This window comes from Enterovirga sp. (assembly GCF_035325185.1).
GTDB lineage: Bacteria > Pseudomonadota > Alphaproteobacteria > Rhizobiales > Beijerinckiaceae > Enterovirga.
The window spans coordinates 1-20,409 of the sequence record NZ_DAOLAJ010000016.1 but is presented as its reverse complement, the minus strand read 5'-3'; the positions used below and the strand labels follow the sequence as shown (position 1 = coordinate 20,409).

Sequence of the window (20,409 nt, the reverse complement as noted above, 5' to 3'; positions counted from 1 at the left end):
TTCGGCCGAGTCCGCCCTCCCCGCCGCAAGCGGGGGGAGGGTTGGTGCGGCGGAAACCGCCATATGCGATAGCCCTGCCGCATGCAGGGAGAAGGGAAGAGCGCAGGCTCCTCAATCCAGGCTGCGCACCGCTCCCTTCGCCGCACTGGTGGCGAATTTCGCATAGGCCTTAAGCGCCCGGGAGACCTGACGCTTGCGTTCGGCCGCGGGCTTCCAGCCGGCGGCATCCTGCTCGACGCGGCGGCGCGCCAGCTCCTCGTCCGAGACCGCAAGGTGAATGCGGCGGTTCGGGATGTCGATCTCGATCCGGTCGCCCTGGCGCACGAGGCCGATCAGGCCGCCCTCGGCCGCCTCGGGCGAGACATGGCCGATCGACAGGCCGGAGGAACCGCCGGAGAAGCGCCCGTCCGTGACGAGCGCGCAGGCTTTGCCGAGGCCCTTCGATTTCAGGTAGCTCGTCGGATAGAGCATTTCCTGCATGCCCGGGCCCCCACGCGGACCCTCGTAGCGGATAAGGACGATCTCGCCCGCCTTCACCCTGCCGCCGAGGATTCCCTCCACCGCCGCGTCCTGGCTCTCGAAGACATGGGCGGGACCCGAAAAGGTCAGGATCGAGGCATCGACGCCGGCCGTCTTCACGATGCAGCCGTCGAGGGCAAGGTTGCCGTAGAGCACCGCGAGGCCCCCGTCCCTGGAATAGGCGTGGTCGAGGTCGCGGATGACGCCCGTCTCGCGGTCGAGATCCAGCTCGTCGAAGCGCGAGGACTGGCTGAAGGCGACCTGGGTCGGAACCCCGCCGGGGGCCGCCCGGTAGAAGTCGCGCACGGTCGTGCTCTCGCTGCGGCGCACGTCCCAGCGCGCCAGCGCCTCCCCGAGCGTGCCGGAGCCGACATTGCCGGCGCTCTTGTCAATCAGTCCCGCCCGGTCCAGCTCGCCGAGGATACCCATGATGCCGCCGGCCCGGTGGACATCCTCCATATGGACGTTGGCCACCGCCGGGGCGACCTTGCACAGCACCGGCACGCGGCGCGAGAGCCGGTCGATATCGGCCATGGTGAAGGGCACCTCGCCCTCGTTCGCCGCCGCGAGGAGATGCAGCACGGTATTGGTCGAGCCGCCCATGGCGATGTCGAGCGTCATGGCGTTCTCGAAGGCGGCGAAGCTCGCGATGTTCCGCGGCAGGACGCTCGCATCGTCCTGGTCGTAATAGCGCTGGGCGAGGTCGACGATCAGGTGCCCGGCCTCGACGAAGAGGCGGCGGCGATCGGCATGGGTGGCGAGCACCGAGCCGTTGCCCGGCAGCGACAGGCCGAGCGCCTCGGTCAGGCAGTTCATCGAATTGGCCGTGAACATGCCCGAGCACGAGCCGCAGGTCGGGCAGGCCGAGCGCTCGATCACCTTCACGTCCTCGTCGGAAACCTTCTCGTCGGCGGCGGCGACCATGGCGTCGACGAGATCGTATTTCTTCGTCACGCCATGCATCAGCACCTTGCCGGCCTCCATCGGCCCGCCGGAGACGAAGACGCAGGGGATGTTGAGGCGGAGCGCCGCCATCAGCATGCCGGGTGTGATCTTGTCGCAATTCGAGATGCAGACCATGGCGTCGGCGCAATGCGCGTTGACCATGTATTCGACGCTGTCGGCGATCAGCTCGCGCGAGGGGAGCGAATAAAGCATGCCGTCATGGCCCATCGCGATGCCGTCATCGACCGCGATGGTGTTGAACTCCTTGGCGACGCCGCCGGCCTGCTCGATCTCGCGCGCGACGAGCTGGCCGAGATCCTTCAGGTGGACGTGGCCCGGCACGAATTGCGTGAAGGAATTGACGACGGCGATGATGGGCTTGCCGAAATCGCCGTCCTTCATGCCGGTCGCGCGCCAGAGGCCGCGAGCCCCGGCCATGTTGCGGCCATGGGTGGTCGTGCGGGAGCGATAGGCGGGCATGGCTGCGATCCGGCTTGGCGTGGTTCTAAGCTGCCGGTTCTCTCACACGAAAAAGCCCTGAAGTTCAACGAATGGCCGGGCTGCGCCGCAGGCAGGCCGGCTCACGCCACGTTCAGGCGCCGCCCCCGGTTCCACAGGAGGAACGGCACGCCCGACAGGAGCGCGCGCATCGCGGCCTCGGTCTGGAAGAGGCCGTTCACCGACACGCGCGGCAGGGCGGCGAGATGCGCCGCGTGCTCCGGGAAGAGATGGCCCGGCCGCGTGGTGACGGCAGTGGCGTAGCCGGCCTCCCGCGCCAGCGCGAATTCGCGCGGCCCCGCCGAGGCCGGGTCGCCGACCGGATAGGCGAGATGGCGCACGGGGCGGCCGAGCCGCTCCGCGATCTCGGTGCGCGAGGCCGCGATCTCGCGGCACGCTGCGGCCTCGTCTCCTTTGGCCAGCATCGGATGGCTGAGGGTATGGGCGCCGATCGTCAGGGCCGGGTCCGCGGCGGACAGGGTGCGCAATTCGTCCCAGGACAGGCAAAGGCGCCCCGCCAATCCCGCGCGATCGAATCCGGCCCGGTCGCAGAGAGAAGCCGTCGCGGCCCGAAGCTCCGGCTCGGGCCCCGCCCGCAGCCTGGCATAGAGAGCACGGAAGGCCGCCTCCTTCTCGGCCGGCGTCCCGGCCGCGTAATCGCGCCCCTGCAGCGAGACGCGCCCCGAGGCGCGGATCGCCTCCTCCAGCTCCAGCCACCACAGGCTGCCCCGGCCCGAAGCGTAATCCGTTGTCACGAACATCGTCCACGGCACCCCATGCCGGCGCAGGACGGGCAGGGCGTGATCGCGGTTGTCGCGATAGCCGTCATCGAAGGTCAGGGCCAGGAAACGCCCCTTCCTGCGCGCCAGCCGTTCCGGCACCTCGTCGAGCGGGACGATCTCCCAGCCCAGTTCGCGGGCGAGGCGGAGGGTCAGATCCAGGTGCTCCGGCGTGATCTCGAGAAGGCGGTTCGGCTGGAACGGATCGGCGCGCGCGGGCCGTACATGATGGAACATCAGGATCGCCCCGATGCCACGCGCGAGGGGCGCCAGCCAGCTTTCCGCCCGGCTCGCGGCGATGGCCCGGAACCCGGCCGCAATGACGCCATGTTTGGAGAAAGACATCAGAGCCGTTCCGTCCTGGACGAAATCGACTGGTTGCTTGTGGCTGATTGCATTCTCGCCGACACGGATCTCTGGTTCTTCACGTGAGCCGGGCGCAACTCACCCGAGAATGCTCGGGAGAATCAGCTTAGCGAGCATTTAACAAAGCTCCATTACCCCTGCCTGATCGGTCCTCGACAGGCTCCCCATGATCACGACGGTGACGGAAGCGCCCTGACTCAGCATGATCCCCCGAAACAAGGCCGGACTCGCCGGCTCCACGGTCGAGATCGTCGGCGGCTTCGACGAGGCCGCGCCTCTCTGGCGCGCCTTCGAGAGCCAGGCGGTCATGACGCCCTACGGGCGCTACGACTGGATCGCCGCCTGCCGGCACAACCTCTCCCGCGAAGCCTCGGACCTTCGGGTCGCCGTCCTGCGCGGGGTGGGTGGAGATCCCCTGTTCCTGCTTCCCTTCCAGACGAAGCGGCGGGGCGGGTTCACGATCGCGACCTCGGTCGGCGGGACGCATGCGAACTACAACCTGCCCCTGCTGAGGCCGGATTTCGCCGCGGGCCTCACGGCCGAAGCGGCGCGCGCTCTTCTCGCCGAGACCGGCCGTGCCGTCCGGGCCGACCTGCTCCTCATGCACCGTGTCCCGGTGACCTGGAACGGCTGGCGTAATCCCTTCGCCGCCGGCGGACAGCCCTGCGCGAGCCGGGCCTGGGCGCTGCGGCTCGAGAGCGACGGCGAGGCCACCCTCGCCCGGAGCATGAGCGCGGAGGCGCGCAAGAAGATCCGCAAGAAGGCCCGCGGCCTCGCGAAAGCCGGCCCGGTGAGGGTCCTGCGAGCGCAGACGCCGGAGGAGGCCGAGCTGCTGCTCGCTGCCTTCCACAGGCAGAAGGCGCACCGACTCGGGGAGCGCGGTATCCCCGATCCCTATGCCGATCCCGGCGCCCGCGCCTTTCTGCGCGAGGCCGCGACGGAACATCTGGGCGAGGGCTGGCCGGCTCTCGAATTCCACGGACTCCTGGTCGGAGACGAGGTGATTGCCGTTCTCGGCGGCGCCGTGGACGGGCGGCGCTTCAGCGGCATGGTCGTGTCGTTCCAGGCGGGCGAGTTCGAGAAGTTCAGCCCGGGCGAGCTGCTGATCTGCGAGGTGATCGGCGATCTGTGCCGGCGGGGATTCGAGGTCTTCGATCTCGGCGCAGGGGATGCCCGCTACAAGCGCAGCATCTGCGACGAGGCCGAGGCTCTCGTCGACGTCATGATTCCGCTGACCCTGCCCGGGCGCTCCGCCGCCCTGGTGGCGAACGCCCTCCTGGACGCCAAGCGCCGCATCAAGGGCGATCCGCGCGCCATGGCCGTCGTCACGAAGCTGCGCAAGCTGAGGGCCGGCTTGCGCAGCTGACGGGACTGCCTCCGCACCGGCGCGCCCCGCCCGGAACGCCACGGCCATCCCTCAGGCCGCCTCGGCCAGGGGATCGGAATGGCCCGAGGCGACGATCACCTCCTTGCCTCCCGCCGACCGGAGGGCCTCGTAGGCGCTGACGAGCCGGGTGCTGGAGGGATCGAGATCCGAGGCGAGGACGACCGTGTCGACGCGGGGGGCGAGCAGCCGCATCAGTTCGGCGGCCTCCTCGCCGACCAGCGTGCAGACGACCCAGCCATAGGTGCTGTCCAGGGCCTGGAGCGCGATATCGACATTCTCCGGGGCTGCGGTCAGGGCGTCGTTCATCAGCGTGCCGGGGGCGATGCGATACAGGCGCGAGGACGGATCGCGCGAGATGACGTCGGCGAAGGACGCCTCGCCCGCCACGAGATCGGTCAGACCCGGCACCGCGTCGACCGGAGTGTCCTCGTCGGCATCGACGTCGAGGAGAATGGTGCGCGTGCCGCGCGCCAGGATGAGGCCGAGGCCGCGCGACACGCGCAGGACGTCCTCCCGGTCGGCGAGGCCGAGGACGAGCAGCCGCCGCCCCCGCCCGGCGATCGGCGTGCGGGAGATGCGATCGACGAGAGAGGAGAAGTCGAAGCGTGGATCGGAGGAGGCAGCCGGGGCGGACGCGCCGGCCGGCCGGATGTCGAGGAGCGGGGCATGCCCAGCCGCGGGGGGGGCGACGTCGAAATCGACGACTTCCCGGGCGTCTTCCGCCCGCCGGCCGGCAGGACGCGACGCACGGGGCTGGTAGGCCAGTCCCATCGCCTCCCCGGAAGCGTCTTCCGAGCCGCCGCGGGACGAGAGAAGCTGGCCGGAGACGATCGCCCCCACCGACAGGAGCAGCGTCGCCAGGGTTGCGAGGCTCACGATCGGAACCTTCTTCGGGAAGGAGGGGATCTGCGGCACCACCGCCCGCGAGACCACCCGCGCATCCGGCGGCACGCCGTAATCGGTGTCCCGGGCGGCGGCGTCGCGATAGCGGCTGAGATAGGTCTCGAGCTGCTCGCGCTGGATCCGGGCCTCCCGCTCCATCGCCCGCAGCTGCACCTCGCTGCCATTGGCCTCGGCCACCACCTTCTTCTGCTGCTCGACGGCGGCTTCGAGCGCCTCGACGCGGGCGCCGGCGATCTTGGCGTCGTTCTCCAGCGTGCGCACCGTCCGCTCGGCCGCGGCGCGGATCTGCTGCTCCAGGTCGGCGAGCTGCGCGTTCAGCTCCTTGATGCGCGGATGCTGGGGCAGGAGCGTGCGCTGCTCCAGCGCGAGCTGGGCCTTGAGGTTGACGCGCTGCTCGAGCAGCCGGCGGATCAGCTCGTTATTGGCGACGTCGGGAATGTCGAAGGCCCGCCCCTCCCGCAGGGTGTCGCGGATCAGCTTCGCCTTGGCCTGGGAATCGCTGCGAGCGGCGCGGGCCTGGGCGAGCTGGGAGGACAGGTCGCTCAGCTGCTGGGCCGCGAGGGTCGCGGTGCCGGCGCCGGTGATGAGGCCGGTCCTGGCGCGGAACGCCTCGACCTTGGCCTCCGCCTCCGCGACGCGCTTGCGCAGCACGTCGATATTCGACCCGAGCCAGGTGCTGGCGGAGCGGGCCTGGTCCTTCTTGGTGTCCTCCTGAAGGCCCAGGTAAAGCTCGGCGATGGTGTTGGCCGCCCGCGCGGCAAGCTCGGGGTCCCGCGAGCGGAACTCGATCGCCACGATGCGCGACTTGCCCACCGGGTAGACGAGAAGGTTGTCGTAGAACTTCTCGAGGACCCGCTCCTCGGGAGAGAGATCTGCCCTGCGGCCGAGGCCGAGCATGCCCTTGATCGTCCGCAGCAGGCTGGTGCCCTGCGCATCGGGATCGAATTCCGCATTGCCGACGAGCCCGAGGCGCCGGATCGCTTCCTTGGCGAGATCGCGCGAGAGGATCACCTGCACCTGGCTGGCGACGGCCTGCTCGTCGATCTGGGGCTGCTGCTCGACGTTGCGGTCGTTCGATCCGGGACGGGTGAAGGAGGCATCCCCCGCCTGGAGCAGGATCTTCGCCTCGCCCGTATAGCGGGGAGTCACGAGGAGAACGAAGAGCGTCGAGGCGACGAGGGCCAGGAAGGTCGGAACGACCACCCAGCGCCATTTCCGGCGCAGCGTCCGGCCGATATCGGCGACCGATGCCTCGGAATAGGTCTGCTCGTAGCCCGACGCGGACGCAGCATAGGACTGGGACATGACTCTCCCCGCAAGACGCGACGCGAGATGCGATCACGCGACAACACACCATTAAGGTTGAGGCACGGTTAAGCTCGCATCGTCTCGCCGAAATCCACGGTCACGCAGGATCAAGGATCCTTTAATGCATTCCGCACCCCGGCTAGTTCCTTCCGGCGGCGGGGCGATCGGGGGCGTGGTTAACAAAAACTGTTCGTTAACCACGGCCCGGCTAATCCAGGGAGCGAATTCACCCGTCTCTCTCTCGGATCACCTTGATGAACAGGCGCCGGGCTCTTGGCCTTCTCGTCGCCGCGCTGCCCCTGGGGGCCTGCGCGCGCCGCTACTCGGTGGCACCGGACCTGCGCCTGTCCGAGCCCTATGTCCTGGCTGCGGGCGACAAGCTTCGGATCATCGTCTTCGGGCAGGATTCGCTGTCCAACATCTACCAGATCGACGGATCCGGCCGCATCGCGATGCCTCTCATAGGCCCGGTCCCGGTCGGCGGCCTCACGACGGCCGGCGCCGCCGGCGCGATCGAGGCGAAGCTGCGGGCCGGCTTCGTCCGCGAGCCGAAGGTGACGGTCGAGGTCGATACCTATCGTCCCTTCTTCATCCTCGGGGAGGTGACGAATTCCGGCCAGTTCCCCTTCGTCAACGGCGCGACCGTGCAGACCGCCGTCGCCATCGCCGGCGGCTTCACGCCGCGGGCGGCGCGCGACTTCGCGGAGCTGACGCGGCGCACCCCGCGCGGCATCGTCGTCGGCGACGTTCCCATCACCTATCCGATCCGGCCGGGGGACACGATCGTGATCAAGGAGCGCTGGTTCTGACCATGCCGGCTCCGGGCGGGGCGCAACGCCCCTTGCGCATTCTGCACGTCTTCCGCGCTCCCCTGGGCGGGCTGTTCCGGCACGTGCTCGACGTCACGCGCGGGCAGATCGCGCGCGGCCACGAGGTCGGCATCTTCTGCGATTCGACGACGGGCGGCCCACGGGCCGACGAGGTCCTGGCCGAACTCGCGCCGGGGCTCCGGCTGGGGCTTCACCGCGTTCCGATGCGGCGGCTGCCGCACGGGACCGACATCACGGCGCTGGCCTCCCTGACCCGGGTCTACCGGAGCGCGAAGCCCGACGTGATCCACGCCCACGGCTCCAAGGGCGGGCTCCACGGGCGGCTGGTCACGGTGCCGGGCCAGGACCGGAAGACCGTCCGCGCCTATACGCCCCACGGCGGCAGCTTCAACTACAATCCCGGCTCCCCGATGCACCGGGTCTATATGAAGGTCGAGTCCCTGCTCGCCGCGCGCACGGACGTCTTCCTGTTCGAGAGCCAGTATATCAGGAGTCGCTTCGACGCCTATGTCGGAGGCACGAAACGGCTCGTGCGCGTCATCCGCAACGGCATCTCGGAGAGCGAGTTCGAGCCGCTGGAGCGCGCGGCGGACCCCTTCGACCTCATCTATCTGGGGGAGCTGCGCGAGGCCAAGGGGGTCGACACGCTGATCGACGCGCTCTCCGTGATCCGCCGAAAGCACGGGCTGCGCCTGACGCTTCTCGCCGTGGGCTCGGGGCCGAGCGAGGAGGTCCTCCACAAGCGGGCCCGGGAGGCGGGGATCTGGGACAGCACCACCTTCGAGCCGCCGCAGCCGATCCGCCCGGCCCTTGCGCGCGGCCGCATCATGGTGATCCCCTCCAAGGCCGAATCCCTGCCTTACGTCATTCTCGAGGCGGCCGCGGCGGCGCAGCCCCTCGTCTCCACCAATGTCGGCGGCATCCCCGAGATCTTCGGCGAATGGAGCGGGCAACTCGTCCCGCCCTCCGACGTCGAGGCCCTCGCGGCGGCCATCCTGGCCAAGGTGGCGGAGCCCGAAGGCATCCGCGCCGGCGAAGCCGAGGCGCTCAGCCGGGCGGTCCGCGCGGGCTTCGACATGGAAGCCATGATCGACCTCGGGATCGCAGGCTATCGCGAGGCCCTGGCCGCACGGGGCATTAACTAAGCCCGGATGTTTCGCTGCCTGCGTTGAGCCTTCCGTAAGCCCGCCCTCGTTATTGCCATGCCTGTCGCCCCGGCGGCCGTCGAGCGACGGCCTCCCCCCGCGCATAGGGATGGACCATGAGCGGAATCGGTTTTCGCCACATGCTGGGCTCCGTCTCGGGCCTGGATGCCGCGCCAGGCGCCGACCCCTCCCCCCGGATCGAGCATCTTCTCTCCCCGGCGCAGGCCCGCCTTTCGACAGTCGTGGTGACGGGAATCGTCCGGGCCATCGACGCCGCCGTGATGATCGGGACCGGCGCCGTTGTGCATGTCGTCTATCTCTCGCCGGTCCTGCCCTTCGACTGGATCTATCCTTTCGTCATCGTCGTCCTTTCGATGAGCGCCCTGATCGGGTTTCAGGCGTCGGGCTGCTACACGATCGGAGCGCTGCGCTCCTTCTTCCGAACCGGCGCCAAGATCACCCTGACCTGGACGCTCGTCTTCCTCGCCGCGACCGCCCTCGCCTTCTTCCTGAAGACGGGAGGAAACTTCTCGCGGGTCTGGCTCGGCAGCTGGTTCGTCGGCGGCCTCGCGGCGCTCCTGATCGAGCGCTTCGCCGTCAGCCGTTATGTCGAGGCCGCGACGCGTGCCGGCCGCTTCGACCGCCGCACGGCGATCATCGGAGGCGGCGAGCCCGCCAACGAGATCATCCGCCTTCTCCAGGCCCAGCCGGAAAGCGGCATCCGCATCGTCGGAATCTACGACGACCGGGGCGACGACCGCTCCCCCGGCATCGTGGCCGGCCACGTGAAGCGCGGCAAGGTCGCCGACCTCGTCGAGCATGCGCGCCGCAATCCGATCGACCTCGTCATCTTCACCGTCCCGATCTCGGCCGAGGAGCGGCTGCTGCAGATGCTCGGCAAGCTCTGGGTGCTGCCGATCGACATCCGCCTCTCCGCCCATGCCTCGAAGCTGAAGCTCCGCCCGCGCAGCTATTCCTATATCGGCTCGATCCCGGTCCTCGACGTCTTCGACCGGCCGATCGCGGATTGGGACCATGTCGTGAAGTGGCTTTTCGACAAGGCCGTCGGCTCCGCCCTCCTGCTCCTGGCCCTTCCTATCCTGCTCCTGGCGGCGATCGCGGTGAAGCTCGACAGCCGGGGTCCGATCCTCTTCCGCCAGCGCCGCTACGGCTTCAACAACGAACTCGTCGAGGTGCTGAAGTTCCGCTCGATGCATGTCGACCAGAGCGATGCGACCGCCTCGAAGCTCGTCACCCGGAACGATCCGCGCGTCACGCGCGTCGGCCGCTTCCTGCGCAAAAGCTCGATCGACGAGCTGCCGCAGCTCATCAACGTCGTCTTCAAGGGCAACCTGTCGCTCGTCGGCCCTCGCCCCCACGCCGTCCAGGCCAAGGCGCAGAACCGCCTCTACGACCAGGTCGTCGACAGCTATTTCGCGCGCCACCGTGTCAAGCCCGGCATCACCGGCTGGGCGCAGATCAACGGCTGGCGGGGCGAGACCGATACCGAGGAGAAGCTCCAGCGCCGCGTCGAGCACGACCTCTACTATATCGAGAACTGGTCGGTCTTCCTGGACATCTACATCCTCCTGGCCACGCCCTTCGCGCTGCTGAAGCACGAAAACGCCTATTGAGCGGGCATGAGCGCCACCTCCGCCTCGCTTTCCCCGCCCGGGCGGGCCGTCCCGCACCAGGCCGGCGGCTTCGGCGCACTGCCCGGCCGCCTCGTGGGCAAGCGCATCGGCTATGTCCTCTTCGCGCTCTTCATCTTCTTCACCTGCTTCACCTTCCTGCGTCCCTCGCCCTACGACTTCACGGCGATTCCGACGCTTCTCCTGTGGTCGGTTCTGGGCCTGCGGCTGCATCGGGGCGCCATTCCCTTCCTCGCCCTGCTCCTCGCCTACCACCTTGCCCTGACCCTGGCGCTGGTTCCCTATTTCTTCGAGCCGGATCCGACCATCTGGACGCTCCAGTCCATCTATCTCCTGGTGACCGGCATCTTCTTCGTGATGTTCTTCTCCGAGGAGACCGGCAAGCGCGTGACGCTGGCGCTCGACGCCTATATCGCGAGCTGCGTCTTCGCCGCGATCTGCGGTATATATTCCTATTTCGCCCCCGGTGACATCTTCTTCACGATGGACGGACGCGCGGCAGGCGTGTTCGAGGATCCGAACCTCCTGGGCTCGTTCCTGACGGTGGGGGCCATCGCCCTGCTCCGGCGCCTGCTCGCCGGGGAGACGCGCCGTCCGCTGCTCTCGGGGGCGATCCTGCTCCTGATCCTGACGGCCCTGTTCCTCGCCTTCTCGCGGGGAGCCTGGGGCGCGACCGTCGTCGGCTCGATCCTGTCGATCGCCCTGACCTATCGCTCGAGTTCCCGGCGGGTGCGGCGCCGCATCGCGATCCTCGCCGGCGCGGGGGTCTTCGTGATCGCCGGCGGCCTCTCGGTCCTCACGCTCGATTCGGATATCGCCGGCACGCTCACGGACCGCTTCACGCTGAGCAAGGATTACGACGAAGGCGAAACCGGGCGCTTCGGGAACCAGAAGCGCTCCATCCCGATGCTGATGGAGAATCCGAACGGCTTCGGGCCGCTGCGCTTCCGCCTCCGCTTCGGCCTCGACCCGCACAATTCCTATATCGGCGGCTTCGCCAATGGCGGGTGGCTCGGGGGCTTCTCGTTCCTGGGCCTCGTGATCCTCACCACATTCGTCGGGTTGCGGCTGTGCCTCGCCGAATCTCCCTATCGCCCGCTGGCGCAGGCGGCCGTGCCGCCGACGCTGATGTTCTTCATGCAGGCCTTCCAGATCGACGTCGAGCACTGGCGCCACATCTACATCATGCTAGGCATCGTCTGGGGCCTCGAATGCGCGCGGCTACGCTGGCTCGCCGACCGATCCCGGAGCCGAACCGGTTCCCCTCCCGGTTCCCCTCCCCTTGCCCTCCGGTTGAAGAATCCGCAGCCGATCGCGTGAAAACCGCTCGTTAAGGGTTGACGTGTTGCCTCTGTAACGCGATGATGCGACGTCGCTCTCGATCCGTGTCGTGTCCCGGCCGTTTTTAATGCTCTGTACCGAACTGATCAGGCGCAGCCTCACCCGGAGCCGCATTCCCTCTTATCTAGGGCCCCGCATGATCGCGGGCGTGTCCGGTCGAAACCCAAACCATTGCGCCGAGCAGGCCTTTTAGACGAGTCACGAGATGAGCAGAGGACGAGATTTCCGGGGTCCGGGCAAGAGGAGCTTCGGGGACGATTTTGGAATGGACCGGGGCCCCAGCCCCTATGATTCGCCTCCTCCGGCACGCCCGATGGGCGGCCGGCCGGCGCCGGCGCCCTCCGGCCCCGAGCAGGAAGCCACAGTGAAGTGGTTCAACCCCGAGAAGGGCTTCGGCTTTGCCGAATTGTCGGACGGCTCGGGCGACGCCTTCCTGCATATCCGCGCCGTCGAGGCGGCGGGCTATAGCGAGTTGGATCCCGGCACGAAGCTGTCCGTCCGCGTGGCCCCCGGCCAGCGCGGCCCGCAGGTGACCGAGGTGCTGAGCGTCGACACCTCCTCCGCGCAGCCCCGCGCCCCCCGTGCTCCGCGCGAGCGCTTCGGCGGCGGCGGTGGTGGTGGTGATCGCGGCGGATATGGCGACCGCGGTGGCTTCGGCGGCGGCGACCGCGGCGGCTTCGGCGGCGGCGCTCCCCGGCGTCCGTCCTTCCAGAACGCCGCTCCGACCGGCCCGGTCGAGGACCTGACCGGCACCGTGAAGTGGTACAACCCCGCCAAGGGCTTCGGCTTCATCGCTCCCGATGACGGCGGCCGGGACGTCTTCGTCCACCGCAGCGCCCTCGAGCGCGCCCGCCTGCCCGATCTCCACGAGGGGCAGAAGGTGCAGATCGGCGTCACGCAGGGCATGAAGGGCCGCGAGGTCGCCACGATCGACGTCGTCGATTGAGGAGCGCCCGCCCGGGAGCGGCATGGGACGGCGACAGCCTGGACCATGCCGTGCCCGCACGCGGCCGGCACGACCTTCCGATCCGAGTGAAAGCCCGCGCGAGCGGGCTTTTTCACGTTCTGCCCGGAGCGGGCGGGACATGACCAAGCACAGCGCCGGCCTCCTCCTTTTCCGGCGCCGTGACGGCGAGATCGAGGTTCTGCTCGCCCATCCAGGCGGGCCTTTCTGGAGGGCCAAGGATGCCGGCGCCTGGTCGATCCCGAAAGGCGAATACGGGCAGGACGAGGCGGCGCTCTCCGCCGCCCGCCGCGAATTCGCGGAAGAGACCGGGGCCGCTCCGCCCGAGGGGCGGATGGTCGCGCTCGGCGAGTTCGCCCAGTCCAAGCGCAAGATCGTCACGGCTTTCGCCGTCGAGGCGGATTTCGATCCAGCGCGGCTGGCCGGCGCCACCGTCGAGATCGAGTGGCCGCCCCGCTCGGGGCACCGGGAGGCTTATCCCGAAATCGACCGCCTCGCCTGGTTTCCGATCGCGGAGGCGCGGGCGCGGATTCTCGCGGGCCAGCGCGGCTTCCTGGACCGCCTCGCCGAGAAGGTCAGCCGCGAACCCGAATCGCCTCGGCGGCGGGAGGCGTGATCACCTGCTCGCAATAGCCGATCCGAGCCGGGAAGATGAGGGTGTCGAGCCCCTGCCCCGTGCTGCAAACCACGCGATAATCCGGCGCGGGCGTCGGGTTCACCGGGTTGCCGGAGACCGGATAGGGCCGGGAGACCGTCGCCGGGCTCACGGCGCAGCCTGCCGTTCCTGCGGCCAGCAGGGTTGCGATGGTCAATCGAGCCAGCATCGGGTCCGTCGTTCCGCGCTCCGTCGAGAACCACCCTGCGTCGCGCAGGCGCTCCGATCAAGGCGGCCGGGGCGCCGCGCGCCCGATCTGCGCCGAGCGTGGCCCGCGCGCATCGCTTGCCTCTCCGCCCGGAAGCCTCCAAGGACAGCCCGAGCGGGCGAGGAGGGAGCCGCGGGCCGATGCTGATCGCGACCTGGAACGTCAATTCCATCAAGCAGCGCCTCGACCACTGCCTGCGCTTCCTGAAGGAGGCGAAGCCGGACGTCCTGTGCCTCCAGGAGCTGAAATGCCCCGACGAGGCCTTTCCCGCAGGCCCCATCGAGGATCTCGGCTACAACGTCGCCGTCCACGGCCAGAAGGCTTTCAACGGCGTCGCCATCCTCTCCCGCCACCCGCTCTCGGATGTCCGAATGGGGCTCCCCGAGGCGAACGGCGACGACCATTCGCGCTACATCGAGGCCGTGATCTCACGCCCCGGCGGCGGCGTGGCGCGTGTCGCCTCGATCTACCTGCCGAATGGCAATCCCCTGGGGACGTCCAAATTCGGCTACAAGCTCGCCTGGATGGAGAGGCTCCGGGTTCATGCCGAAAACCTGCTCGCGCTGGAGGAGCCGCTGGTCCTTGCGGGCGATTACAACGTCATTCCCGAGCCCCGCGACGTCTACGATCCGGCCGACTGGCTCGGCGACGCGCTCTTCCAGCCCGAATCGCGCGGTGCGTTCCGCCGCCTGATCGCGCTGGGCCTGACGGAGGCCGTGAGAGCCTGCGACGACCGGGCCGGCCTCTACACCTTCTGGGATTATCAGGCGGGCGCGTGGCAGCGGAACCGGGGCATCCGCATCGACCACCTGCTGCTCTCCCCGCAGGCCGCGGACCGCCTCGTCGAGACGAGAATCCACAAGGAGACGCGGGGCTGGGAAAAGCCCTCCGACCATGTGCCGGTCTCGGCGCGGCTGGCTTTCTGAGAAAGAGGCCAAGCGTCGCGGAATCGTCGCCATGACCGGCTAGGGAAGCATCCGTCGCCTGGAACCTGTCCCATGCCGAATCCCGCCACCCCCAAGGACGAAGGATCGAACCGGAGCGCGAATCCCTCGCTCGCCGACGTGATGCTGATCCGCTTCGGGCGCCGGGACCTTCTTCTCGGCGCGCTCGCGGGAGCCGTGGGAGCGTCGCTTTCCCGCTCCGCCCTGGCCGGGGAAACGGCCGCCGGGACGGTCTTCTCCTTCGGCGAGATCGAGGCGGCTGTCAGCGCCTCCCATGCCGTCTCCCCGGGCTACGACGTGCAGGTGCTGCTGCGCTGGGGCGATCCGCTTTTTCCCGGCATGACGCCCTTCGACCCACTGGCCCAGAGCGCCGAGGACCAGGCGCGGCGCTTCGGCTACAACAACGATTTCGTCGGCTATCTGCCCATCGGCGGATCGAGCCGGCACGGGCTCCTCGTCGTCAATCACGAATATACGAACGAGGAGCTGATGTTCCCGGCACTCCCGGAGCAAGCTTCCGCAGGCGACCTCGCCGAGGCGACGCGCCGGATCGCGGCCATCGAAATGGCCGCCCATGGCGGCTCGGTCGTCGAGATGCGCCGCGGCGCGGCGGGCTGGGAGCCCGTGCCGGAGTCCCGCTACACCCGCCGGATCACAGCGGAGACGCCGATGGAGCTGACCGGTCCCGCCGCCGGCTCCCCCCGCCTCGCCACCGGCGAGGACGGCACGGGCCGCCGGGTGCGGGGCATGATCAACAACTGCTCGGGCGGCATCACTCCCTGGGGCACCTGGCTCAGCGGCGAGGAGAACTTCCCCTATTATTTCGACGGCCGCCTGCCGCCCGACCACCCGGAAGCCGCCGCCCATCGCCGCTACGGCCTCGGCCGGGCAATCTTCGGCTGGCATCGCCATCACGAGCGCTTCGTCGTGCCGCGCGAGCCGAACGAGGCCAACCGCTTCGGCTGGGTGGTCGAGATCGACCCCTTCGACCCCGCCTCGGTGCCGAAGAAGCGCACCGCCCTCGGCCGCGTGAAGCACGAGGGGGCGGCCGGAGCCATGACCGCGGATGGCCGCTACACGGTCTATCTCGGCGACGACGAGCGCTTCGAATACGTCTACCGCTTCGTCACCCAGGCCAAGGTGGACCTCGCCGATCCGGCCGCCAATCGCGACATCCTGGACCGGGGCATCCTCTCGGTGGCGCGCTACGATGTGGACGGCACGGGCCGCTGGCTGCCGCTCGTCCACGGCACGGGGCCGCTGACGGAAGCCCGAGGCTTCCACTCCCAGGCCGACGTGCTGATCGAGACACGGCGCGCCGCCGATCTCCTCGGCGCCACGAAGATGGACCGGCCCGAGGATATCGAGGCGAGCCCGAAGACGGGGCGCGTCTACGTCATGCTCACCAACAACAGCCGGCGCTCGGCCGACAACGTCGATGCCGCCAATCCGCGGCCGAACAACGCCTTCGGCCACGTCGTCGAGATGACCCCGGACGGCGGCGACCATGCCGCCGAGACCTTCCGCTGGGACATCCTGCTGCGCTGCGGCGATCCGGCCATCGTCGAGATCGGGGCAACCTTCTCGCCGCAGACGACCCGGAACGGCTGGTTCGGCATGCCCGACAACTGCGTCTTCGACAGCCGCGGCCGCCTCTGGATCGCGACGGACGGCAACGACGCGCGGCGCACGGGGCGCAACGACGGCCTCTGGGCGGTCGAGACCGAGGGAGCCGGACGGGGAACCTCCCGCCACTTCTTCCGCGCCCCCGTGGGGGCGGAAATGTGCGGGCCGTTCTTCACTCCCGACGACGAGACGCTGTTCCTCGCCATCCAGCATCCCGGCGAATCCGAGGACCGCAAAAGCGCGACCTTCGCAAATCCGACGACGCGCTGGCCCGATTTCCAGGAGGGAATGCCGCCGCGCCCCGCCGTCGTCGCGATCACGAAACGGGGCGGCGGACCGATCGGCTGACCGGCCAGGTGCCGGCCGTCGCCGGCACGCCCGAGAGGAACGAGGTCAGCGGACGAGCTGGTCGCAGTTCAGGCGCCGCTGCATGAGGCATTCCTCGATCTTGCCTTGCAGGCGGATGCTCGTCATCACCCAATAGCCGATGCCGATCAGGATCAGGACGACGAGCGCCACCGCGAGGTTCTGACGGTCCCGGGAATCCACGCCGCGACCTCAGCGCCTCCGGGCCTGATATTGCTCGGACAGGGCGGAGGCGGTGCGCCGGTCGGTTTCGCTGGCGCCGCCGAACGCCTCTTCGTGCAGCGACTTCACCCAGGCTTGCGAGCGCGCATCGGCCGATTGCAGCGCGAGGTCGAGCCACATCAGGCCGCGTGCCCGCTGCATCGGCACCCCCTCCCCGTTGACCAGCAATTGCCCGAGGAGCGCCTGGGCTCGGCTGTGGCCCTTTTCCGCCGCAAGGTTCAGCCAGCGGGCCGCCTGCCGCGGATCGCGCGCGAGCCCGTGCCCGTCGAGATAGAGCCGCGCCAGATTGAACTGGGCGCTGGGATCCCCGAAATAGGACGCGGCATAGGAGAACATCTCCACCGCCCGCGGCGGGTTCGGCTTGATGCTCGTGCCCTTGATGCCGTCGAGATAATAGATCCCGAGCGAGGTGAAGGCGTTGGCCACGAGTCCCGCCCGCGGCGAATCGGGCGATTCGTCCGCGCAATCATCCGCGAGCCGGGAGAAATACTGGAACGCCTTGACCTCGTTGCGCCCGACGCCGTCGCCATCGGCATACATCCGGGCCGCCTTCCACAGGGCGAGCGGCGCGCCCTGGCCGGCGGCATAGTCGAAGGCGCGCACGGCGCTGACCTTGTCGCCGGAATTGTAGTCGCGCATGCCGGCGCGCAGAGCCTCCTTCACCGAGGCGTAGGTGGTCTGCGGCGGCTGCACGAGCTGCTGCGGCAGCATGGAGCCGCCGAGGGGAGTGGCCCTCGCCGCGATATCCGCCGCCTGCGCGGACGAGGCCGCGCAGAAGGCGAAAAGCAGGCTGGCCGCGAGGCCGATGCCGTCAGAGATCCGCATAGCTCTTGAGTTCGTGTGCCCCGCCGGGATGCGTAACGGCGCCGCTCACCGCGGGGCCGACGCCTTGCGCATATTTCCAGAGATAGCCGGAGGTCGCGGAGGACGGGCGCGGCTGCCAGGCCGCGCGCCGCGCCGCCAGCTCCTCGTCCGAAAGCGCGACGTCGAGCGTCCCCTTGATCGCATCCATCGTGATCACGTCGCCGTCGCGCAGGAGGCCGATGGGTCCGCCCACCGCCGCCTCCGGCCCGACATGGCCGATGCAGAAGCCGCGCGTCGCGCCCGAGAAGCGGCCGTCGGTGATGAGGGCGACCTTGTCCCCCATGCCCTGGCCGTAGAGCGCGGCCGTGGTGGAGAGCATCTCGCGCATGCCGGGGCCGCCTTTCGGCCCCTCGTAGCGGATCACCAGGACCTCGCCTTCCCTGTAGGTGCGCTTCGTGACGGCCTCGAAACAATCCTCCTCGCAATCGAAGACACGGGCGGGGCCGCTGAAGACCTGCCTGTCGGCCGCCATGCCGGCCACCTTCACGATGGCACCGTCCGGCGCGAGATTGCCCCGGAGGCCGACAACGCCACCCGTGGGCGTGATCGGGCTCGACGTGAGGCGGACCACGTCCTGGTCCGGGTTCCATTCGACCTTGGCGAGGTTCTCCGCCATGGTGCGGCCGGTCACCGTCAGGCAGTCCCCGTGCATGAAGCCGCCGTCGAGGAGCGCCTTCATCAGCAGCGGGATGCCGCCGGCCTCGAACATGTCCTTGGCGACGTAGCGCCCGCCGGGCTTCAGGTCCGCGATATAGGGCGTGCGCCGGAAGATCTCCGCGACGTCGAAGAGATCGAACTTGATCCCCGCCTCGTGCGCGATGGCCGGCAGGTGCAGCGCCGCATTGGTGGAACCGCCCGAGGCCGCCACCACCGTCGCCGCATTCTCCAGCGCGCGGCGCGTGACGATGTCGCGGGGGCGGATATTCTTCGCGAGCAGGTCCATCACCATCTCGCCCGCCGCCGCGCAGAACCTGTCGCGGATCTCGTAAGGAGCGGGCGCCCCGGCCGAATAGGGCAGCGCGAGGCCGATCGCCTCCGAGACCGTCGCCATCGTGTTGGCGGTGAACTGCGCGCCGCAGGCGCCGGCCGAGGGGCAGGCGACCTGCTCCAGCTCGTCGAGATCGTCGTCCGACATCTCGCCGACCGAATGCTTGCCGACCGCCTCGAACATGTCCTGCACCGTGACGGGCCTGCCGCGGAAGGAGCCCGGCAGGATCGATCCGCCATAGATGAAGATCGAGGGCACATTGAGGCGCACCATCGCCATCATCATGCCCGGCAGGGACTTGTCGCAGCCGGCCATGCCGACGAGCGCGTCGTAGGCGTGGCCGCGCATCGTCAGCTCGACGGAATCGGCGATGACCTCCCGCGAGGGCAGCGAGGAGCGCATGCCGTTATGGCCCATCGCGATGCCGTCGGTGACGGTGATGGTGCAGAATTCGCGCGGGGTCCCGGCGGCGGCGGCGACGCCCTTCTTCACCGCCTGGGCCTGGCGCATCAGCGAGATGTTGCAGGGAGCGGCCTCGTTCCAGCAGGTCGCGACCCCGACCAGCGGCTGGTGGATCTGCTCCTTCGTCAGCCCCATCGCATAGAGATAGGAGCGGTGCGGCGCGCGGGCCGCGCCCTCCGTCACGTACCGGCTGGGAAGCCTCGACTTGTCGATTCGACGCGCATCCATCCCGTCACCATTCTCCTCAAGCCGCACGGCCGGCGAGCCGTCCGAGCGAGACCACGCCCGGGCCTTGGTTCGACGAGGGCCGGAGGACCGGGTTCGGGGTGGGCTCAAAGCCACCTTCGAGCAACAGTCAGAGGCGCCGTAAACTCTTGCAGGGCAACAACTTATCGTGTGCCTGGAACTGATCTCGGTTTATGGCGGGAACGGGGCGAAGCTCGGCCCGGACCGGGGCGCTCTCGGGATGTTTTTCGGCTGTGGCACCGCCGCCACAGCAAGGCTCCCGGGCAGCGCCCCGCATGCAAGCTCCCGGCCCGGAACGCCTTCCCGGAAGCGGGAAGAGCCGGCCGGCGGAGGCGAGCCTGCGGCTACGCCGCCTCCGCGGAGGAGCACCACAGGTCGTCATAGACCGCGAGGGCCGTATCGTCGGGCTCGCGATCGGCACGAAGCCAGATCGACCGCGTCCGCGCGAGATCCACCGCGGGGAGCCGGGAGACCGCCCCGGCCGGAAGCCCCGCGCAGGGGATGAAGCTGACGCCGAACGCGGCCCGCGCCGAAAAGCCGCTTCCGGTCCGCTCCACGCGCAAGGTCACGCCGTGCCGCCCCGAGGGCTGCCACGGAAAGATCAGCCGGCCGCCGGGCGCAAGAGCCTCGAGCCATGCGGCGGGCGGGGCCGCAGCCGCAGCCGAGGCATAGACCACATCCGCCGGCGGGATTCCGTCCAAAGCGCTGCGGGCATGTACCTGCACTTGCGGCCAGGGACGGAGATTGCAGCGGGCCCGCTCCGCGAGATCCCGCTCGATCTCATAAGCCTCGACCCTCCCCGTTCCTTCCACGAGTTCGGCGAGGATCGCGGTGTAGTATCCGCTGCCGGCGCCGATATGGACGGCGGTCTCGCCGGCTTGCGGAGAGATCGCCATCATCCAGGCGGCGTGAAGCGAGGGCTGGCCGTTATTGATGCCGCGCGCGCCGTCGAGGACGACCAGCACGTCCTCATAGAGCTTCGCCGGATCGGATGTCGTCTCCTCGAAGAGGCCGCCCGGCGCGAAGACGCGCCAGGGCGGCGGGGTCAGGCAGGCTTCGCGCGGCACGGCCGCGAAGGCCGCCTCGACGCGAGGATCGTCGAAGCCGAAGCCGCGGCCCCAGGCCGCGATCTGCGCCGCGTAGCGGCGGCGGCGCGCCGCGAGGGCCTCATCGCCCACCATGCCGGATCAC

The 20,409-nt window shown here is 69.2% G+C and carries 17 protein-coding genes; 9 read left to right on the top strand and 8 right to left on the bottom strand.

Features of this window, described 5'->3' with window-relative positions; genetic code table 11:
• Positions 1-111 precede the first annotated feature (111 nt).
• Both ilvD (PKD06_RS05150) and PKD06_RS05145 read right to left on the bottom strand, forming a co-directional pair.
• Complete coding sequence (ilvD, locus tag PKD06_RS05150) at positions 112-1,944, bottom strand: dihydroxy-acid dehydratase (protein WP_324378262.1); 1,833 nt, start codon at positions 1,942-1,944, stop codon at positions 112-114.
• 101 nt (positions 1,945-2,045) lie between these two features.
• Entirely contained in the window at positions 2,046-3,086 is a 1,041-nt protein-coding gene (locus PKD06_RS05145) for a polysaccharide deacetylase family protein (RefSeq protein WP_324378260.1), read from the bottom strand.
• 223 nt (positions 3,087-3,309) lie between these two features.
• Between PKD06_RS05145 and PKD06_RS05140 the strand changes: the two genes are divergently transcribed.
• Positions 3,310-4,473 carry a GNAT family N-acetyltransferase gene (locus PKD06_RS05140; RefSeq protein ID WP_324378258.1) on the top strand — a complete coding sequence of 388 codons (1,164 nt, stop codon included), beginning with the start codon at positions 3,310-3,312 and terminating at the stop codon, positions 4,471-4,473.
• Positions 4,474-4,524: 51 nt separating this feature from the next.
• Here the strand turns inward: PKD06_RS05140 and PKD06_RS05135 are convergent, their stop codons facing one another.
• Positions 4,525-6,702, bottom strand: a complete 2,178-nt coding sequence (locus PKD06_RS05135) for an exopolysaccharide transport family protein (RefSeq protein ID WP_324378256.1) — start codon at positions 6,700-6,702, stop codon at positions 4,525-4,527.
• Positions 6,703-6,959: 257 nt separating this feature from the next.
• On the opposite strand from PKD06_RS05135, the gene PKD06_RS05130 reads away from it, so the two are divergent.
• From PKD06_RS05130 to PKD06_RS05105, 6 genes are all read left to right on the top strand, one after another.
• Positions 6,960-7,514 carry a polysaccharide biosynthesis/export family protein gene (locus tag PKD06_RS05130; RefSeq protein ID WP_324378254.1) on the top strand — a complete coding sequence of 185 codons (555 nt, stop codon included), beginning with the start codon at positions 6,960-6,962 and terminating at the stop codon, positions 7,512-7,514.
• A 32-nt stretch (positions 7,515-7,546) separates the two neighbouring features.
• Complete coding sequence (locus PKD06_RS05125) at positions 7,547-8,680, top strand: glycosyltransferase (protein ID WP_324378252.1); 1,134 nt, start codon at positions 7,547-7,549, stop codon at positions 8,678-8,680.
• 116 nt (positions 8,681-8,796) lie between these two features.
• Entirely contained in the window at positions 8,797-10,314 is a 1,518-nt protein-coding gene (locus PKD06_RS05120) for an undecaprenyl-phosphate glucose phosphotransferase (protein WP_324378250.1), read from the top strand.
• A gap of 6 nt (positions 10,315-10,320) precedes the next feature.
• Complete coding sequence (locus PKD06_RS05115; RefSeq protein WP_324378248.1) at positions 10,321-11,652, top strand: O-antigen ligase family protein; 1,332 nt, start codon at positions 10,321-10,323, stop codon at positions 11,650-11,652.
• Between the two features lie 385 nt (positions 11,653-12,037).
• Entirely contained in the window at positions 12,038-12,619 is a 582-nt protein-coding gene (locus PKD06_RS05110; protein WP_324378246.1) for a cold-shock protein, read from the top strand.
• Positions 12,620-12,758: 139 nt separating this feature from the next.
• Complete coding sequence (locus PKD06_RS05105) at positions 12,759-13,253, top strand: NUDIX domain-containing protein (RefSeq protein WP_324378244.1); 495 nt, start codon at positions 12,759-12,761, stop codon at positions 13,251-13,253.
• Here the strand turns inward: PKD06_RS05105 and PKD06_RS05100 are convergent.
• Positions 13,213-13,461 carry a hypothetical protein gene (locus PKD06_RS05100; protein WP_324378242.1) on the bottom strand — a complete coding sequence of 83 codons (249 nt, stop codon included), beginning with the start codon at positions 13,459-13,461 and terminating at the stop codon, positions 13,213-13,215. The genes PKD06_RS05105 and PKD06_RS05100 overlap by 41 nt on opposite strands.
• 179 nt (positions 13,462-13,640) lie before the next feature.
• On the opposite strand from PKD06_RS05100, the gene xth reads away from it, so the two are divergent.
• Positions 13,641-14,426 carry an exodeoxyribonuclease III gene (gene xth, locus PKD06_RS05095; protein ID WP_324378240.1) on the top strand — a complete coding sequence of 262 codons (786 nt, stop codon included), beginning with the start codon at positions 13,641-13,643 and terminating at the stop codon, positions 14,424-14,426.
• A 72-nt stretch (positions 14,427-14,498) separates the two neighbouring features.
• Positions 14,499-16,418, top strand: coding sequence for a PhoX family phosphatase (locus tag PKD06_RS05090; RefSeq protein WP_324378238.1), 1,920 nt, complete (start codon positions 14,499-14,501; stop codon positions 16,416-16,418).
• A gap of 45 nt (positions 16,419-16,463) precedes the next feature.
• Here the strand turns inward: PKD06_RS05090 and PKD06_RS05085 are convergent, their stop codons facing one another.
• From PKD06_RS05085 to PKD06_RS05070, 4 genes are all read right to left on the bottom strand, one after another.
• Positions 16,464-16,619 carry a hypothetical protein gene (locus PKD06_RS05085; protein ID WP_324378236.1) on the bottom strand — a complete coding sequence of 52 codons (156 nt, stop codon included), beginning with the start codon at positions 16,617-16,619 and terminating at the stop codon, positions 16,464-16,466.
• A 9-nt stretch (positions 16,620-16,628) separates the two neighbouring features.
• Entirely contained in the window at positions 16,629-17,369 is a 741-nt protein-coding gene (locus PKD06_RS05080; RefSeq protein ID WP_324378325.1) for a tetratricopeptide repeat protein, read from the bottom strand.
• Positions 17,370-17,469: 100 nt separating this feature from the next.
• The gene (gene ilvD / locus PKD06_RS05075; RefSeq protein ID WP_324378234.1) at positions 17,470-19,200 is read right to left on the bottom strand and encodes a dihydroxy-acid dehydratase; all 1,731 of its coding nucleotides are present in this window, start codon (positions 19,198-19,200) and stop codon (positions 17,470-17,472) included.
• Positions 19,201-19,562: 362 nt separating this feature from the next.
• Positions 19,563-20,399, bottom strand: coding sequence for an SAM-dependent methyltransferase (locus PKD06_RS05070; RefSeq protein ID WP_324378232.1), 837 nt, complete (start codon positions 20,397-20,399; stop codon positions 19,563-19,565).
• Positions 20,400-20,409: the final 10 nt, after the last annotated feature.

Bases quoted from the DNA above. Each gene is read 5' to 3' on its own strand.
- ilvD (WP_324378262.1), bottom strand. From the start codon at position 1,944: ATGCCCGCCTATCGCTCCCGCACGACCACCCATGGCCGCAACATGGCC.
- PKD06_RS05145 (WP_324378260.1), bottom strand. From the start codon at position 3,086: ATGTCTTTCTCCAAACATGGCGTCATTGCGGCCGGGTTCCGGGCCATC.
- PKD06_RS05140 (WP_324378258.1), top strand. From the start codon at position 3,310: ATGATCCCCCGAAACAAGGCCGGACTCGCCGGCTCCACGGTCGAGATC.
- PKD06_RS05135 (WP_324378256.1), bottom strand. From the start codon at position 6,702: ATGTCCCAGTCCTATGCTGCGTCCGCGTCGGGCTACGAGCAGACCTAT.
- PKD06_RS05130 (WP_324378254.1), top strand. From the start codon at position 6,960: ATGAACAGGCGCCGGGCTCTTGGCCTTCTCGTCGCCGCGCTGCCCCTG.
- PKD06_RS05120 (WP_324378250.1), top strand. From the start codon at position 8,797: ATGAGCGGAATCGGTTTTCGCCACATGCTGGGCTCCGTCTCGGGCCTG.
- PKD06_RS05115 (WP_324378248.1), top strand. From the start codon at position 10,321: ATGAGCGCCACCTCCGCCTCGCTTTCCCCGCCCGGGCGGGCCGTCCCG.
- PKD06_RS05105 (WP_324378244.1), top strand. From the start codon at position 12,759: ATGACCAAGCACAGCGCCGGCCTCCTCCTTTTCCGGCGCCGTGACGGC.
- PKD06_RS05100 (WP_324378242.1), bottom strand. From the start codon at position 13,461: ATGCTGGCTCGATTGACCATCGCAACCCTGCTGGCCGCAGGAACGGCA.
- xth (WP_324378240.1), top strand. From the start codon at position 13,641: ATGCTGATCGCGACCTGGAACGTCAATTCCATCAAGCAGCGCCTCGAC.
- PKD06_RS05090 (WP_324378238.1), top strand. From the start codon at position 14,499: ATGCCGAATCCCGCCACCCCCAAGGACGAAGGATCGAACCGGAGCGCG.
- PKD06_RS05080 (WP_324378325.1), bottom strand. From the start codon at position 17,369: ATGCTGCCGCAGCAGCTCGTGCAGCCGCCGCAGACCACCTACGCCTCG.
- ilvD (WP_324378234.1), bottom strand. From the start codon at position 19,200: ATGGATGCGCGTCGAATCGACAAGTCGAGGCTTCCCAGCCGGTACGTG.
- PKD06_RS05070 (WP_324378232.1), bottom strand. From the start codon at position 20,399: ATGGTGGGCGATGAGGCCCTCGCGGCGCGCCGCCGCCGCTACGCGGCG.